13 protein-coding genes and 1 tRNA gene are annotated in these 15,664 nt (G+C 48.3%); 2 read left to right on the plus strand and 12 right to left on the minus strand.

Features of this window, described 5'->3' with window-relative positions; genetic code table 11:
- Positions 1-3: 3 nt before the first annotated feature.
- A complete protein-coding gene (locus tag KDN43_RS11150) occupies positions 4-1,476 on the plus strand; it encodes a sodium:solute symporter (protein ID WP_238866175.1) in 1,473 nt (490 codons plus the stop codon).
- 151 nt (positions 1,477-1,627) lie between these two features.
- Positions 1,628-2,224: a ribosome biogenesis GTP-binding protein YihA/YsxC gene (gene yihA, locus KDN43_RS11155; protein WP_238869458.1), complete on the plus strand. Its 597-nt coding sequence runs from the start codon at positions 1,628-1,630 to the stop codon at positions 2,222-2,224.
- A gap of 89 nt (positions 2,225-2,313) precedes the next feature.
- On the opposite strand, the gene atpG is transcribed toward yihA, so the two are convergent.
- The 12 genes from atpG to KDN43_RS11215 all read right to left on the minus strand — a co-directional run bounded on the left by atpG (position 2,314) and on the right by KDN43_RS11215 (position 15,347).
- Positions 2,314-3,225 (minus strand): ATP synthase F1 subunit gamma, encoded by a 912-nt coding sequence (atpG, locus tag KDN43_RS11160; RefSeq protein WP_238866176.1) that lies wholly within the window; start codon positions 3,223-3,225, stop codon positions 2,314-2,316.
- 5 nt (positions 3,226-3,230) lie between these two features.
- Positions 3,231-4,820, minus strand: a complete 1,590-nt coding sequence (atpA, locus tag KDN43_RS11165; protein WP_238866177.1) for a F0F1 ATP synthase subunit alpha — start codon at positions 4,818-4,820, stop codon at positions 3,231-3,233.
- A gap of 37 nt (positions 4,821-4,857) precedes the next feature.
- The gene (locus tag KDN43_RS11170; protein WP_238866178.1) at positions 4,858-5,394 is read right to left on the minus strand and encodes a F0F1 ATP synthase subunit delta; all 537 of its coding nucleotides are present in this window, start codon (positions 5,392-5,394) and stop codon (positions 4,858-4,860) included.
- A gap of 8 nt (positions 5,395-5,402) precedes the next feature.
- Positions 5,403-5,903: a F0F1 ATP synthase subunit B gene (gene atpF / locus KDN43_RS11175; protein ID WP_238866179.1), complete on the minus strand. Its 501-nt coding sequence runs from the start codon at positions 5,901-5,903 to the stop codon at positions 5,403-5,405.
- A gap of 12 nt (positions 5,904-5,915) precedes the next feature.
- Complete coding sequence (gene atpE, locus KDN43_RS11180) at positions 5,916-6,164, minus strand: ATP synthase F0 subunit C (RefSeq protein WP_238866180.1); 249 nt, start codon at positions 6,162-6,164, stop codon at positions 5,916-5,918.
- 88 nt (positions 6,165-6,252) lie between these two features.
- Entirely contained in the window at positions 6,253-7,494 is a 1,242-nt protein-coding gene (atpB, locus tag KDN43_RS11185; RefSeq protein WP_238866181.1) for a F0F1 ATP synthase subunit A, read from the minus strand.
- On the minus strand, positions 7,491-7,922 hold the full coding sequence (locus tag KDN43_RS11190) for a hypothetical protein (protein WP_238866183.1): 432 nt from the start codon (positions 7,920-7,922) through the stop codon (positions 7,491-7,493). The genes atpB and KDN43_RS11190 overlap by 4 nt, the downstream gene beginning before the upstream one ends.
- A 12-nt stretch (positions 7,923-7,934) precedes the next feature.
- Positions 7,935-8,183 carry an ATP synthase F1 subunit epsilon gene (gene atpC / locus KDN43_RS11195; RefSeq protein WP_238866185.1) on the minus strand — a complete coding sequence of 83 codons (249 nt, stop codon included), beginning with the start codon at positions 8,181-8,183 and terminating at the stop codon, positions 7,935-7,937.
- Positions 8,183-9,712, minus strand: coding sequence for a F0F1 ATP synthase subunit beta (gene atpD, locus KDN43_RS11200; protein WP_238866187.1), 1,530 nt, complete (start codon positions 9,710-9,712; stop codon positions 8,183-8,185). The genes atpC and atpD overlap by 1 nt, the downstream gene beginning before the upstream one ends.
- A gap of 144 nt (positions 9,713-9,856) precedes the next feature.
- Positions 9,857-9,929: transfer RNA gene (locus KDN43_RS11205), tRNA-Thr, on the minus strand.
- A gap of 136 nt (positions 9,930-10,065) precedes the next feature.
- Positions 10,066-13,026 carry a protein translocase subunit SecDF gene (secDF, locus tag KDN43_RS11210; RefSeq protein WP_238866189.1) on the minus strand — a complete coding sequence of 987 codons (2,961 nt, stop codon included), beginning with the start codon at positions 13,024-13,026 and terminating at the stop codon, positions 10,066-10,068.
- A gap of 200 nt (positions 13,027-13,226) precedes the next feature.
- Entirely contained in the window at positions 13,227-15,347 is a 2,121-nt protein-coding gene (locus KDN43_RS11215) for a M3 family metallopeptidase (RefSeq protein WP_238866191.1), read from the minus strand.
- Positions 15,348-15,664: the final 317 nt, after the last annotated feature.

Consider the following 15,664-nt stretch of genomic DNA (forward strand, 5'->3'; position numbering starts at 1 on the left):
CCTATGCAGTCGGCATTTATATTGATAGTAATAGCAGTGTACTTCTCTGTACTGATGCTTATCTCTTATTTTACCAGCAGGAAAGGGTCGGGCAATGATGAGTTCTTCCGTGCCAACAAATCATCGAAATGGTATGTGGTGGCGGTAGCGATGATAGGGACATCGATCTCGGGAGTGACCTTTGTATCTGTCCCCGGGATGGTGAGGAACCTTGATATGACCTATATGCAGATGGTGTTCGGGTTCTTTTTCGGGTATCTGGTTATCGCCTTTGTGTTGCTGCCTCTTTATTATCGGTTGAACCTGACTACCATTTATGGCTACCTGGATCAACGATATGGACCGAAATCGTACAAGACGGGAGCATGGTTTTTCCTTATATCAAAGATTGTGGGAGCTGCAGCAAGGCTTTACCTGGTCGCTTTTATACTGCAGTCACTGGTGTTCGACTCGTGGGGAGTGCCTTTCGTGGTGACGGTGACAGGTATAATATTGGTGATATGGCTCTATAGCCACAGGAGCGGGATTAAGACTATTATATGGACGGACTGGCTGCAGACAATCCTTTTTATTACTGCACTTGTACTTATAGTGTGGCAGGTGGGCATGAGGATGGACCTTAATGTGGCGGGGATGGTGAAGACCATAAGGGAGAGCAGCCACTCCCGGATTTTTGTGTTCGACGACTGGGCATCGACCCAGAATTTCTTTAAACAGTTTTTCAGCGGGATGTTTATTACTATTGTGATGACGGGGCTGGATCAGGACCAGATGCAGAAGAACCTGACAATCCGCACGCTGAGGGATGCTCAGAAGAATGTGGTGTCGTATGGGCTTGCATTTACGCCGATAAACTTTCTGTTCCTATGCCTTGGGGTGCTGATGATTATTTTCGCCGGCCAAACCGGTATTGAGCTGCCGGAGGTGTCGGACAATATACTGCCGGTGATAGCGAGCGAGCATCTGGGGCCGGTGGTGTTGGGTATTTTTGTATTGGGAATTGTGGCAGCTGCTTTTTCGAGCGCGGACTCGGCGTTGACGGCACTCACCACCTCGTTCTGCGTAGATATTCTGAATATGAAGGCTGTAAGGCAGTCCGAAGTGCAGGCGGAGAGGGATGTGAAAATACGGCGGAGAGTGCATGTAGGTATAAGTGCAGTGTTTGTGCTTATAATCCTGTTGATAAAGGCGATCGGCTCTGACAGCATAATAACTGCAATATATAAGCTTGCATCATACACCTACGGACCGCTGCTGGGACTATATTTCTTTGGGCTCTACTCAAGGGTGAAGCCTAAGGACAGATATGTGCCTTATGTGGCTTTCTCAGCCCCGGTGCTATGCTTTGTTATTGAGACGCTGATGATGCACTTTTTCAATTACAGGGTGGGGTATGAGCTTCTGCTTATGAACGGGCTGCTGACTGGGATTGGGCTCTGGCTTATTAATAAGGGTAAGAGACAGCAATTGATGTAAGTGCGGGTGCATAAAGTCACCGCCCTGTGGCCTATGTTGTATAACGATGCAACAGGCGAAAAGATTAAAAAGGGTAAATAAAATTCAGGCCTATGGCCGATGAGTATAAAGTTGCCGGCGTTGTGAAAAATATCTGACTAAAACTAAAATGATTATCATTAAAACAGCTGAGTTTATTATAAGTAACACAGACTATAGGAGTTGCCCGAATGACGGCAAGCCCGAATACGCCTTTATTGGCAGGTCGAACGTTGGCAAGTCGTCGCTCATAAACATGCTTGCTAACAGAAAGGGGCTGGCAATGACCTCTTCCACACCGGGAAAGACTATGCTGATAAACCATTTTCTTATCAACGGTGAGTGGTACCTGGTGGATTTGCCGGGGTATGGCTACGCAAGAAGAGGTATGGAGAGCAGGGAGAAAATACGTAATATCATTGAGGACTATATTCTTGAGAGGGAGGCTATGGCTAACCTGTTTGTGCTGGTTGATTCACGGCACGAGCCGCAGAATATTGACCTTGAGTTTATGGAGTGGCTTGGCGAGAACGGTGTGCCGTTCTCTATAGTCTTTACCAAAAGTGACAAGCTGGGCTCCGGACGGCTGCAGATGAGTATTAATGCCTATAAGGAAAAACTGAAAGAAACATGGGAGGAGCTGCCGCCGCTGTTTGTAACATCATCGGAGAAGGGGCAGGGTAGGGAAGAGCTTCTTGAATATATTGAAAAAATCAACAACATGCTTTAGGGGGACCGGTCAAAGTCCAGTTTCAGGTCAAGGTTCAGGGGGGCGGCCCAGGTCAAAGTCCAGTTTCAAGTCCAGTTTCAGGTCCAGTTTCAACCGTACCTGCCGAATGAGCCGCCAACAATATCTAAAAGCTCGTTAGTGATAGACTCCTGACGAAGCTTGTTGTACTCCATGGTGAGTTCTTCGGAGAGATCGTCGGCATTATCGGTGGCTATCTGCATGGCAGTCATGCGGGCAGCATGCTCAGAGGTTACCGAGTCGAGATGGGTGGCGAAAAGCTTCACCTTTAAAGACTTTGGGATAAGCTCCTGCATGATTGTCTCCCTGTCCGGTTCAATGATGTATGCGGGCGCCTCTGTATCAATCATATCGGCCTTAAGCTCCAGTGGCAGGAACGGTTCATGGATAACCACTTGTGAGCCCTTGCTCCGGTAATGGTGGTAGATAAGCTCAGCACGGTCGACAGTACCGTTCAGAAACATCTCCATAAGCTTATCTGCCATAAGCTGCGAATGGATATATTCCGGTTTTCCGCTTATCTCATTGTAATCGCCCTGAGGTTCGAACCCCATACCTCGTACCGCTTTTGCCACTTTCTCGCCTATGGGATAGATAAGAATGTTCTCTTTGCCAAGATGCATGTAACCCTTCACCACCTCTCTCAGCTTTTCAATTATATTGTCGTTGAACCGGCCCGCCAGACCGCTGTTGGATGAAAAGGCTATGATGGCTACCCGCTTGACTGTACGCATCACGGTGAAAGGGGAGTTGATACCTTTACCTATGAGTTCGTTCTTTCTACGTTCATCTTTTCCTCGTTCGTCATGACTAAGGAAAAGCTGCATCATATGCTGGAGCTTCTTCTGATAGGGGCTGAGGCTGAGAATTATGCGCTGCGACTTCTGCAGCTTTGCGGAAGAGACCATCATCATGGCTGATGTGATCTTTTGAGTGGATCGTACCGAATGCAGCCTGCTTTTTATATCTTTCAGTTGTGCCATAGAATTCAGGATTGCATTGCTTTGACGGTGTCTTCAGCTACTGTTTCGATTATTTTGCTGATCTCATCGTTTATCACTCCCTTTTTCAGCTGGTCGAGAACATCGTGGCGGTGGCTTGCCTGCAGTGTGGCAAGGAACTCTTTTTCGAACTCGCCCACCTTCTCAAGGGGTATATCCTTCAGCAGCCCGTGGGTGCCGCAAAAGAGTATGGCTATCTGATGCTCAATGCTCATTGGGCTGTGGACCGGTTGAATAAGCAGCTGTTCGTTCTTCTGTCCCTTGTTGATGGTCATGGCGGTAACAGCATCCATATCACCGCCAAACTTGGCGAATGCAGCCAGTTCCTGGTATTGCGCCTGGTCGATCTTCAAGGTACCTGCTACCGTCTTCATTGCCTTTATCTGTGCGTTTCCCCCCACGCGGGAGACGGAGATACCGACATTTATGGCGGGACGGATGCCCCTGTTGTAGAGGTCCGCCTCAAGAAAGATCTGCCCGTCGGTGATTGAGATAACGTTGGTGGGGATATATGCCGACACGTCACCAGCCTGCGTTTCAATGATGGGCAGCGCTGTGAGTGAACCGCCACCTTTCACCTTACCCTCGAGGCTGGGAGGAATGTCGTTCATCAGGACGGCTACATCTTCCTGTGAGATGATGCTGGCTGCCCTCTCCAGCAGCCTTGAGTGGAGATAGAAGATGTCGCCGGGATATGCTTCGCGGCCCGAGGGGCGCCTGAGGATGAGGGAGACCTCGCGATAGGCTACCGCCTGTTTGGAGAGATCGTCGTAAACGACCAGGGCATGCCTGCCCGTGTCGCGGAAATATTCGCCTACGGCAGCTCCGGCAAAAGGGGCTATATATCGCATAGCGGCAGTATCGGAGCCGTTGGCGGAGATGACCGTGGTGTAGTCCATGGCTCCCCCGTCGGTAAGCCTCTTGACGATAGATGCTACCGATGAACCTTTCTGTCCTACAGCTACATAGATGCAATATACCGGGTCGCCATTGTCGAAATTTTCACGCTGGTTGAGGATGGTGTCTATGGCTATACTGGTTTTGCCGGTCTGCCGGTCGCCGATGATCAGCTCCCGCTGCCCGCGCCCTATGGGAATCATGGCATCAACAGCCTTCAGCCCTGTCTGTAGGGGTGTGTTTACCGGCTGACGGAAGATGACGCCGGGCGCTTTCCGCTCAAGGGGCATCTCAAACATCTCTCCCCTGATAGGCCCTTTGCCGTCGATAGGCTCACCGATGGGAGAGATGACACGGCCAAGCATGCCCTCCCCGACAAAGAGCGAGGCTACCCTGCCGGTCCGCCTGACTGTGAATCCCTCTTTGATCTCACTGGTGCTGCCCAGGAGGATGGCTCCAATATTGTCTTCCTCGAGGTTCATCACGATAGCCTGCATGCCGTTGTCGAACTCAAGAAGTTCGCCCGACTCGGCGTTGCGCAGCCCGAAGATGCGTACAACACCATCGCTGACGCTGATGACAACCCCTGTTTCGTTGAATTTAACATGGGTGTCTATCCCTTTGAGCTGCATGCGCAACACCTCGGAAACCTCGCTTATCCTGATTACATTTTCTGCCATATATATCCTAAATTATCTTTTTTAACTTTGCTGAATATCAATCTTGTAACACTCTCCTGATTCTTGAGAGCTCTCCCGAAACGCTGGCATCCCACCTGTAGTCGTTGAGACTCAGTATGAACCCGCCTATGATATCGGGATCTTCAACGTTCTCTATTTCGAGCTTGCCTCCAACAATCTTCTCAAACCGTGAGGTGAGCTGCCAGCATTTCTCCTCGTCTATGGCGATTGCCGTGATAAGCTTGCCGTGGCGTATGTTGAACCTCTCACGGTAGAGCTCGATGAAGCGGAGGGCAATGTACTGTATCTGCTCATGCCTTTCGTTTTTCAAAATAAGATCGATCATTTTCCGTAGTGACGATGGCACATCGCCCCCGCAGGCGGTGATGATTATGCTCTTCTTTGCACGGGGATGGACAGACCGGTTCTGGATAGAAAATCTTAACTGAGGTACCTCGAGATAGATACTTGACAATATATGCATCTTTTCATATACTTCCTCGTGCTGCCCAAGCTCTTGTGAATAGTCGAGAAGCGCTGTTGCATAACGTGTTGATATAAGTCCGGTATTCATATTGTGACTCAGGATTTTGAAATTTCCATCTCATCAAGCAGCCTGCCAATCATGTTTATCTGCTCCCCTTCAGCTGACAACTTCTCGCGAAGGATCCTCTCGGCAAGCTCTAACGATAGAGTGGCTACCTCTCCACGGATCTGCCGGAGGGCTTCCTCTTTCTCGGCGACTATCTGTTCACGTGCTGCGGCAATAATTTTTTCCGATTCGCGTTGCGCCTCTTCACGTGCACCCTCGATCATCTCTTCACGAAGCTTAGATGTCTCTTTCAACAAGCCGGCCTGCTTAATTCTGGACTCCTCCATCAGCGCCTCTCCGGCCTCCTTTACCTTTTCCAGCTCCTGGTAAGCTTCGCGTGCCGCAATGATAGACTCATCGATAAAGTTCTTCCGCTTTTCCACCGATCTGAGAATGGGTGGAAAAGCATATTTTGCCAGTATCAATATCACTATTCCGAAAGAAAGGGTCATCCAGAACAGCAATCCCGGTTCGGGTGTTAATAACGACATATCTCGGCTCCCTTAGAGTATAAATCCGCAAACGACGATGGCAAAGAGGGCCACCCCCTCGATAAGTGCAGCCGATATGATCATGGTGGTACGGATATCTGATCCTGCTTCGGGCTGGCGGGCAATACCTTCCAAAGCCGACTGGCCAATTTTCCCTATACCAAAAGCTGCTGCTAAAACCGCGATGGCTACACCAGCTGCAGCGCCAATTGTACCTATTCCGGTTTCCGATGCCTGCAATAATACTGAAAGTAATTCCATAATTTTTTCTTTAAAAGGTTTAATTGATAATAATCTGTAATATTTTTATGTTGTTGATTCTATATAAATATGGCCCCGGAGCAAAGTGTTATGATTCAGATTTCACTTTGACTGCCTCGGGTTTCATCTCTTTTTTCCCGGGTTCTTCAACTCGGGCAAGGCCGATGAACACGGCGGAGAGAAGCGTGAAGACATATGCCTGGATGAAGGCGACCAGCAACTCTACAAAATTGATGAAGACGGTAAAAAATACCGAAACGGCCGTCATGGATGCATTGATGGTTGTGCCGAGCTTTACCGTGATAAATATAAGTGTGGTAAGTCCCAGCACTATAGCATGCCCGGCCATGATATTGGCAAAAAGACGTATCATCAGCGCAAAGGGTTTGGTGAACAGTCCCACTATCTCAATAATTGGCATAAGCGGTATTGGCACCTTTAGCCATACTGGTACATCGGGCCAGAACACCTCCCTGTAGTACTCCTTTGTTCCTGTGAGATTCACCGCCAGGAAGGTGCCGGTGGCCAGTACCAGTGTGACCGCAATATTTCCCGTCACATTTGCTCCTCCCGGAAAGAAAGGAATGAGTCCCAGCAGGTTGTTGAAGAAGATAAAGAAAAAAACTGTCAGCAGGTAAGGGGCATACCGGTTATAGTCTTTCCCCACCGCCGGCTTAATTATCTCGTTGCAGATGGACAGGATAAACATCTCCATCATCCCTGCAAATCCTTTTTGAGGCTTCATGGGATCTCTCCTGACAGCTCGGGATACGCTCATCATAAGTATGACAAGCAGCAGTGAGCTTATAATAAGAGATGCCGCATTCCTTGTAAGAGAGAGGTCGAGGGGGCGCACCATGTTGCCCATGTTATCGTTTTCAACGATTTTCCCTTTGAACTTACCCTCCGAAGCTATGTGAAACCGTTTGTATGAGGCGGTTCCATGCTGAAGTAGCGACGAAAAGAAAATATGCCACCCGCTGCTTTTGCTGTACAGGATGACCGGCAGCGGAATGGTTATATGCCGGTCGCCATTGCTGACTAACTGCCACTCGTATGAGTCGGCCAGATGATTGAGGATGAATTCCCGCACATTGAGTTCTCCGCTTGTTGAGGCACTATCGCCTGCTCCGCCATTCTCCCACTCGGCGGCTTTCCCTTTCTCCGCTACAGTAACGCCCGAAGAGGTACTTTCCTTCACCGCGGCGCTCCCTGTTGCCGGACCATTTTCCTTCACCGCATTATTACCCTTTGCTACTGCAGAGGATAGCATGAGAAAGATAATAATAAGAGCCGGTAGGATATATTGGATATTTATCTTCGGTTTCATTGATCGATTCGTTCTCTTGGTGGTTTTTTCTGATCTTTCTTATATTTGATATACTTCTCCATTCTCAGGTAGATGTAAGTCTCCCAGATCAGGTTGATAATATAAAAAAAGATGAATATAATAGCAAAATTGCGGATATTCTCCTTATGTACCATCCAGTAGATAAGAATTACAGCAAATGAGACGAATATCTTGATCATACGCATCAGCATGTACACATTTACAATGTTGGCAGGCTTGTCGAGCGGTGTTTTACTGAACCGGAGGATAAAGATGATCCCCAGAAGATAGAAAAATAGGGGAATGATAAAATAGCCCCTGACCATCATCACCGGAAAAAACAGCTTAATGATTATCCATATGCCGAACCCTGTGATGAGCAGCATTGCTGTGTGGAAAATGAGAAAATATTTAGTCAGTTTTTGCATATTCAGGAAAATTTATTTTCCTTTTATCTTATCAATACATACGGTAATAACGTTATTGCTTACCTCTACAAAACCATCTACTACCTCCATGGCGCGATTGTGCCCTTCGGCAGTAAAGGAGAGCATACCCTTTGTGAGCGACGAAATAATGGGGGCGTGGTTCCTGAGCACCTGGAACGATCCCATTGTGCCGGGAAGGGTGACCGAATCGGCCTCGCCACTATAGAAAGTGCCATTGGGAGTTATAATTTCGAGCCTCATTACTTTTCAGTTTTTGCCATTTTGCTCTGTTCCATTAACTTGTTGCCCTTCTCTATGGCATCATCAATGGTGCCTACATTCATAAAAGCTGCTTCCGGATAGCTGTCGAGCTTGCCGTCGAGAATCATCTTGAAACCCTTGACTGTATCTTCCACGGAGACCATTACGCCGGGCTGGCCGGTGTACTGTTCCGCCATATGAAAGGGTTGTGAGAGGAACCGCTGCACCTTGCGGGCACGGTTGACCGTCAGTCGGTCTTCGTCTGACAGCTCTTCCATTCCAAGAATTGAGATAATGTCTTGCAGCTCTTTGTATCGCTGTAATATCTGTTTCACACGCATCGCGGTGTTGTAGTGCTCTTCACCAAGGACGTGCGGATCGAGTATTCGTGATGATGACTCCAGGGGGTCGACAGCGGGATAGATACCCAGTGATGCAATTTTGCGGCTGAGCACCGTGGAGGCGTCGAGATAACTGAAGGTGGTGGCCGGAGCCGGGTCGGTGAGGTCGTCGGCGGGCACGTAAACAGCCTGGACCGATGTGATGGATCCCTGCCTGGTGGAGGCGATGCGCTCCTGCAGTGCACCCATCTCGGAGGCTAGGGTAGGCTGGTACCCAACTGCTGAAGGCATGCGCCCCAGCAGGGCCGACACCTCCGATCCTGCCTGGACGAAACGGAAAATATTGTCGATAAAGAGGAGGGTGTCGCTTCCTTTTCCGCCGCTGTCCCTGAACGACTCGGCGACTGCCAGGCCGGTGAGGGCGACGGAGGCGCGGGCGCCCGGCGGCTCGTTCATCTGGCCGAATACCAGTGTTGCCTGCGACTTCTTAACCTCTTCATAGTCCACTTTCGATAGGTCCCAATGACCGGCCTCCATACTCTTTTTGAACTCCTCTCCATATCTTATCACACCCGATTCAATCATCTCCCGCAGGAGGTCGTTGCCTTCACGGGTACGCTCACCCACGCCGGCAAAGACCGAGAAGCCGCTATGCCCCTTGGCAATGTTGTTGATAAGCTCCATGATGATGACTGTCTTGCCCACGCCGGCTCCCCCGAAGAGGCCTATCTTGCCCCCTTTGAGGTATGGCTGCAGCAGGTCGATAACCTTGATGCCAGTGACAAGCACCTCCTCGGTAGTGGAGAGCTCTTCGAATTTGGGAGCCTCCCTGTGGATAGGGTACTGATTTTCGCGGCTCAGCCTGGAGAGCCCGTCGATAGGCCTCCCTATAACGTTGAGTAACCTCCCCCTTATCTGATCGCCTATGGGGACACTTATTGGGCGTCCCAATGCTTTTACAGGAAGCCCGCGGCTTAGCCCGTCGGTACTTTCCATTGCTACGGTGCGAACAATATTCTCACCGATATGCTGTTGTGCTTCCAGGAATACCTCCTCGAGCCCGGGCCTTTCTACGGTCAGTGCTTCGTGAATGGCAGGCAATCTGATCTCCTGTGATTCAGAAAGTTCAAACTGAACATCCACCACAGGTCCTATGATTTGTGAAATGTGTCCTATCAATTCGGGCATAATATACAAAAAGTGATAAATTGGGCAGCTTTTGGCCAACCTCTTACAAAGATACAAAAATTAAAGCAGGAACAGGCTAATTAAATATTATTAAGTAGTTACGGCTGTTAAAATCTGCAGGCTGGAGGTACTTTTCATGAGTAGAGCCACAAGCGAGACTTGAACTCGCGACCCACGCGTTACGAATGCGTTACTCTACCAACTGAGCTATTGTGGCTTGATTTGAGAGTGCAAAAGTAAAAAAAAATTATGATACGAGCTAACTCTTTTTCATTTTTTACTCTTTTTCAAAAGAAAACGGGTGGCAGTAACGCCACCCGTTTTACAAAATGATTTTATGAACTCTTAATTTATTAATTTTTTTTCTCTTCTGCCTTGACATGGCTTTTCAGCATAACCCTGTAAGCTACGGGAGAGGCAACGAAGAGACTGGTGACAGTACCTACAACCACTCCTATAAGCATTGCGAAGACGAAGCTTCTTACTGCATCGCCTCCGAAGAACAAGATACAGATGATTACGAGGATGGTACTCAAGCCCGTGTTGATGGTACGTGCCAGTGTAGCGTTCATTGAGTCGTTGAACAGATCTAACAGTCCACGCTTGGGATAGAGATGCATATATTCACGCACACGGTCGAACACCACCACCTTGTCGTTGATAGAGTAACCCACAATGGTAAGGATAGCCGCCACGAAGGTCTGATCGAGCTCCATGGAGAAGGGCATTATCTTCCATAGGAGCGAATAAAGGCCTATAACCGAGAAGGCATCGATAGCAAGTGCCGCAACTGTACCAAGGGAGAATCCCATGTTGCGGAAACGAAACAGGATATAGAGCCCCATGCATATGAGCGCTATGAAGAGTGCCAGGAAGGCATTTTTTATCATATCTTCGGCAATGCTCGGACCCACCTTCTGAGAACTCTGAATATGATCGTCGATACTCTTGCCGGGAGTCATGAATTCATTAAGCCCTTCGGCTAATAGCCCGCGCAGCTCTTCCTCAACGGTTGATCCATCGGAGTCTATCATATAGTTGGTGGAGATACGCACCTGGTTGCTGGAACCAATGGTTATTACACGAACGGACTCGCCGAAGTAGGGTGTAAGTGCATCCTGCACCTCGCCCGTGCGGACAGGCTGGTCGAATCGAACAATATAGTTGCGCCCTCCGGTAAAGTCGATACCCACATTCATCTTCAGGGTGAAGAATGAGATGATGCTGACAGCAACAAATGCACCTATTATAATAAGTATAAGCTTACTGTTGCGTATAAAGTTGAAATTGTACTCCTTGAAGATTGCTTTCGAAAATAGAGTATTAAAAGTAAGATTCTGCCATTTGCCTTTGCCTAAGCGGGTTTCGTACACCATTCGGGTGAGGAATACTGCTGTGAGGAAAGAGGCGGTTATACCTATAATAAGGGTTATGGCAAATCCTCTGATGGCACCAACGCCGAATATTGCAAGTATGATACCGGTGATGATGGTTGTCAGGTTAGAGTCGAGGATGGCCGAGAAAGCATTCTTGTAACCATCTTCAAGTGCCCTCCGGAGTGTTTTCCCCGCTGCCATCTCCTCCTTTATGCGCTCGTTGATTAGCACGTTGGCATCGACTGCCATGGCGAGGGAGAGGATCATACCGGCAATACCTGGCAGTGTGAGTACCGCCTGGAATGCAGCAAGTGCCCCAAGAGTAAAGAAGAAGTTAAGGAGCAGTGCACTGTTTATTACAGTGCCGGGGATAAATCCGTATAGTAAGCAGGTGAAGAGAAACAGTACGGCAAGTGCGATGATAAACGACACCAGCCCATCGCGGATAGCTTCCTGTCCGAGAGAAGGGCCAACAACATCTTCCTGTACTATGCGTACTCCTGCCTGCATCTTGCCCGATTTGAGCACGTTCTCAAGGTCCTGGGCCTCCTGAGGAGTGAAGTTCCCGGTGATTGATGAACGCCCTCCGTCGATACGGCTGTTAACAGTTGGCGCAGAATATACAAAACCATCAAGTACGATAGCGATGGATTTGCCGATTTCGGCTCCGGTGATGGTGGACCAGCGGCTGGCTCCGGCGGAGTTCATGCTCATGCTCACCTCCCAGGCAGAACCATGCTGGCCCTGGTCGGCGCGGGCATTGGTTACCACGTCGCCTTCAAGCGCGGGGCCTCGTTTACTGCCATCACCTTTAAGAGCGAACAGCTGGAAATAGGTCTCACGCTGATCGATGGGCTTGAAACCCCATTTGAATTTTACATCGGCGGGGAATATATCTTTGTAGCGCGTTAGTAGGAAGTTGACCTCTGCGGTGTCGAGCTTTGAAACGCTTCCGACTATAGGCCCTGAAGCACCGCTCATGGCGAAGTAGGGCTCATTGAAGTACTCTATGAAGCTTTTGTTTATGACTATCTCTTCACCTTCGCCCGTCACCTCGGCAAGAAGTGAATCGGTAAGGGCAAATGAGACTTCGGCTGCTTCTTCTGCCTTGGCTGCAACGGTATCACCGGGTGCTGTTTCGCTGCCGTCACCGTCTGCTTTTGCCGAACGCTTTGCTGCGGCATACTCGCCCGACCTGGCGTTCATCTCGTTGAAATAGGAGCCTAGCTCGTTAACGTTGTAGGTCTTCCAAAATTCGAGGTTGGCACTACCCTGCAGCAGGTTGCGCACACGTTCCGGCTCCGTAATTCCGGGAAGTTCCACAAGAATTCTTTCGGCACGGTCTAACCGCTGTATGTTTGGTGCAACCACCCCGAAACGGTCGATACGCGTAGCAAGCACGTTGAAAGAGTTATTGGCAACGCTGACAAGCTCCTTGCGTAGTTCCGATATCACCTGGTCGTTTGTGGCAGAGGGGCTTACCCTGTCACCCATGGTGATGCTGTAGATATTGGCCAGCTTGCCGTCAGGTGCTATCCTTTCGTAATTCTGACGGAACAGTGAGATGAAGTCTGAAGAGCTGCCGCGCCTGTTTTGCACAATAGTCTCTTTCAGTGCCTGATTAAACAGGGGGTCATCGGTGTTTGCCAGCGAAGAGAGCACTTGTGCTGCATCGATCTCGAGAACAACGTTCATCCCTCCCTTGAGGTCGAGTCCCAGTCCGATCTCTTTTTCACGAACCTGTTTGAGTGTGTAGTTTAGGTAAACCTTTTCGGTGGATAATGAATCAAGATACTGACTCTTGAGGGCTAAGTTTCCATTGGCGTATTGATCCGCTTTCTTGCTGTACTGCCTTCCCACCAGGGTGAAGGAGAGATAGAACAGACAGATAGCAGTAAGGATAATACTGAAAACTTTAATAAATCCTTTGTTTTGCATTTCAATATTACTTTTTGTTTACAATTTGTTATTTTGCAGGCTGGTAACCGTTATTCACGAGTTAAAAATAGAGGCATAATACGAGCTTCCTTGTTTTAAGCGTGCAAATATACGTTTTTTTTATCTTTTTAAGAACAATATCACCGGATTATTTTCAATGAACTAATCCGGTGACATGGATATTTGTTGGTGAGTAATTATTACTCTACAAATCCCCTGTTTTTGAGCAGATAGACTGGATTGGGTTCAGCGCCGCGGTATTTTTTGTATAGCACCATCGGATCATCGGAGTTACCTTTTGACAACACATTTTCGCGGAATGAGGTAGCTGTTGCCTTGTCGAAAACACCTTTCTCTACGAACGGCTGGAATGCATCGGCATCAAGCACTTCTGCCCATAGATAAGCGTAGTACCCTGCTGAGTAGCCACCGCTGAAGATATGAGAGAAATAAGTGCTGCGGTAGCGCGGGATAATCTCTTTGATAAGCCCGATCTTCTCCATCGATTTTGTTTCAAAGCTGCGCACATCGAACTCCCTCTTTTCGCTTTGAGTGTGGTAATCCATATCGAGCAGAGCTGCAGCAACAAACTCGGTTGTTATGAAACCCATGTTGAATTTTGAAGCGGCGTCGATCCTGGCAATCAGCTCATCGGGAATCACCTCGCCTGTCTGATAATGCCTGGCATATAGTTTGAGTACTTCGGGATGGAATGCCCAGTGCTCCATGATCTGTGAAGGGAGCTCTACGAAGTCGCGAGGAACGCTGGTACCCGAAACCCCGGCATAGGTTACGTTGGATAGCATGCCATGAAGTGCGTGGCCAAATTCATGGAAAAGTGTCTCCACCTCGTCGAGTGTAAGCAGCGAAGGTGTTGATTCTGTGGGGCGTGTAAAGTTGCCCACGTTATAAACTAAAGGCCTTATGTTTTTTCCGTCGAGCACCTGTTGACCGCGGAAGCTGCTCATCCATGCGCCGGCATTCTTGCCTGCACGCGGGAAATAGTCGGTATAGAAAACCGAAACGTGTGATCCGTCGGCATCGAGCACCTCATACGCTTCCACCTCGGGGTTATATACGGGGACATTTTCCAGCTTTCTAAAACTCAGCCCGTAGAGCCTGTTGGCTACTTCAAACACCCCTTCACGTACGTTTTCCATCTTGAAGTAGGGCTTGATCTCCTCTTCGTTAAGTGAATATTTCTGCTGGCGCAGTTTTTCGGTGTAGTACCACCAGTCCCACGACTCCAGCTTAAAGTTTCCGCCTTCTGCATCAATGAGTGCCTGCAGCTCTGCAGCCTCTTTCTTTGCTTGCGGAAGTGCGTAGTCCCACACTTCGTTAAGCAGCTTGTAAACATTAGCCGGAGTTTTAGCCATGTTCTCCTCCAGAATAAAATCGGCATGTGTTTTGTAACCAAGCATTTGTGCTTTCTCGATGCGTAGGTTGACAATATCGTTGATGATCCTTTTGTTGTCGTTCTCATTATCGTTGTCGCCACGGTTATACATGGCTTTATAAAGCTTCTCGCGCAGATCGCGTTTCTCTGAATATTGCAAAAAAGGCAGCCAGCTGGGTTTCTGCAGCCCGAAGGCCCATTTCCCCTCTTCACCTGCAGCCTTGGCTGCTTCGGCCGCAGCGGCAATCACTCCTTCGGGAAGGCCTGCAAGATCATCCTTGTTGTCGATAACAAGCTTAAAATTGTTTGTCTCGTTAAGCAGGTTATTCCCGAAATTAAGTGTAAGTGCAGAGAGCTCTTTGTTGATCTCCCGCAGCCTTGTCTTTTCGGCTTCACCCAGCATGATGCCGGAGCGTACGAAATCTTTGTAATAGTTATCTAATAACCGGTACTGTTCGGTAGTGAGGTTCATGCCTGTTGTATCGTCGTGAAGCGTTTTTATACGGTCGAAAAGCTTTCCGTTCAGGTAGATATTGTCGTTATGCTCTGACAGAAGAGGAGAAAGCTCTTCAGCCAGCGCCTGAATGGAATCGTTTGTTTCGGCGCTTTTTAATCCGTAGAACAGTCGAGAGACGCGTGTCAGCATTTTTCCGCTGTTGTCTAATGCTGCGATGGTGTTTTCAAAAGTGGGCGCCTCCTGGTTACCGGCGATGGCGTCAATCTCTCCGGATTGCTCTTCCATCCCTTTAAGAAAGGCCGGTTTGTAATCACTAAAAGTAATCTTATCGAACGGAGGCATACCGAACTGTGTGTCATATTCGGTAAAGAAAATGCTTCCGGCTTCACCTGAGCTTTTGCTGCTCTTGGTGTTGGTGCAGGAAAGTAGTGTCATAAATGCTAATGAAATGAATAATAACTTTTTCATTCGAGTACTAATTATTTATAAATTAAACGATTGGGAATTTCTATCGGTCGATTTTCTTAAATAACAACAAAGATACGTTTTTTTGCTAAAATAATGAAATTCATTCATTGATTGTTTTTTATTCGATATATAATATAAAAAACGGTGATACCGTAGCCCGATGTGGAGGGTATATTCCTTATCGGGTCGGCCGTCGTAGTTGGTGCTGTTTTTTTATTTTATTTTTATAACAAATAAATTGCTACCTTTGCCACGTTTTAGGAAATATCCTTTTTTTATTCTGTAAAGCTTCAACGACATGTTTCAGGAAGGTGCCT

Origin of the sequence: Proteiniphilum propionicum (assembly GCF_022267555.1) — a bacterium.
Taxonomy (GTDB): Bacteria; Bacteroidota; Bacteroidia; order Bacteroidales; family Dysgonomonadaceae; genus Proteiniphilum; species Proteiniphilum propionicum.

Excerpts from the sequence above, each read along its gene's own strand:
- KDN43_RS11150 (WP_238866175.1), top strand. The coding sequence starts at position 4 with ATGCAGTCGGCATTTATATTGATAGTAATAGCAGTGTACTTCTCTGTA.
- atpG (WP_238866176.1), bottom strand. The coding sequence starts at position 3,225 with ATGGCACAACTGAAAGATATAAAAAGCAGGCTGCATTCGGTACGATCC.
- atpA (WP_238866177.1), bottom strand. The coding sequence starts at position 4,820 with ATGGCAGAAAATGTAATCAGGATAAGCGAGGTTTCCGAGGTGTTGCGC.
- KDN43_RS11170 (WP_238866178.1), bottom strand. The coding sequence starts at position 5,394 with ATGAATACCGGACTTATATCAACACGTTATGCAACAGCGCTTCTCGAC.
- atpF (WP_238866179.1), bottom strand. The coding sequence starts at position 5,903 with ATGTCGTTATTAACACCCGAACCGGGATTGCTGTTCTGGATGACCCTT.
- atpE (WP_238866180.1), bottom strand. The coding sequence starts at position 6,164 with ATGGAATTACTTTCAGTATTATTGCAGGCATCGGAAACCGGAATAGGT.
- atpB (WP_238866181.1), bottom strand. The coding sequence starts at position 7,494 with ATGAAACCGAAGATAAATATCCAATATATCCTACCGGCTCTTATTATT.
- KDN43_RS11190 (WP_238866183.1), bottom strand. The coding sequence starts at position 7,922 with ATGCAAAAACTGACTAAATATTTTCTCATTTTCCACACAGCAATGCTG.
- atpC (WP_238866185.1), bottom strand. The coding sequence starts at position 8,183 with ATGAGGCTCGAAATTATAACTCCCAATGGCACTTTCTATAGTGGCGAG.
- atpD (WP_238866187.1), bottom strand. The coding sequence starts at position 9,712 with ATGCCCGAATTGATAGGACACATTTCACAAATCATAGGACCTGTGGTG.
- secDF (WP_238866189.1), bottom strand. The coding sequence starts at position 13,026 with ATGCAAAACAAAGGATTTATTAAAGTTTTCAGTATTATCCTTACTGCT.
- KDN43_RS11215 (WP_238866191.1), bottom strand. The coding sequence starts at position 15,347 with ATGAAAAAGTTATTATTCATTTCATTAGCATTTATGACACTACTTTCC.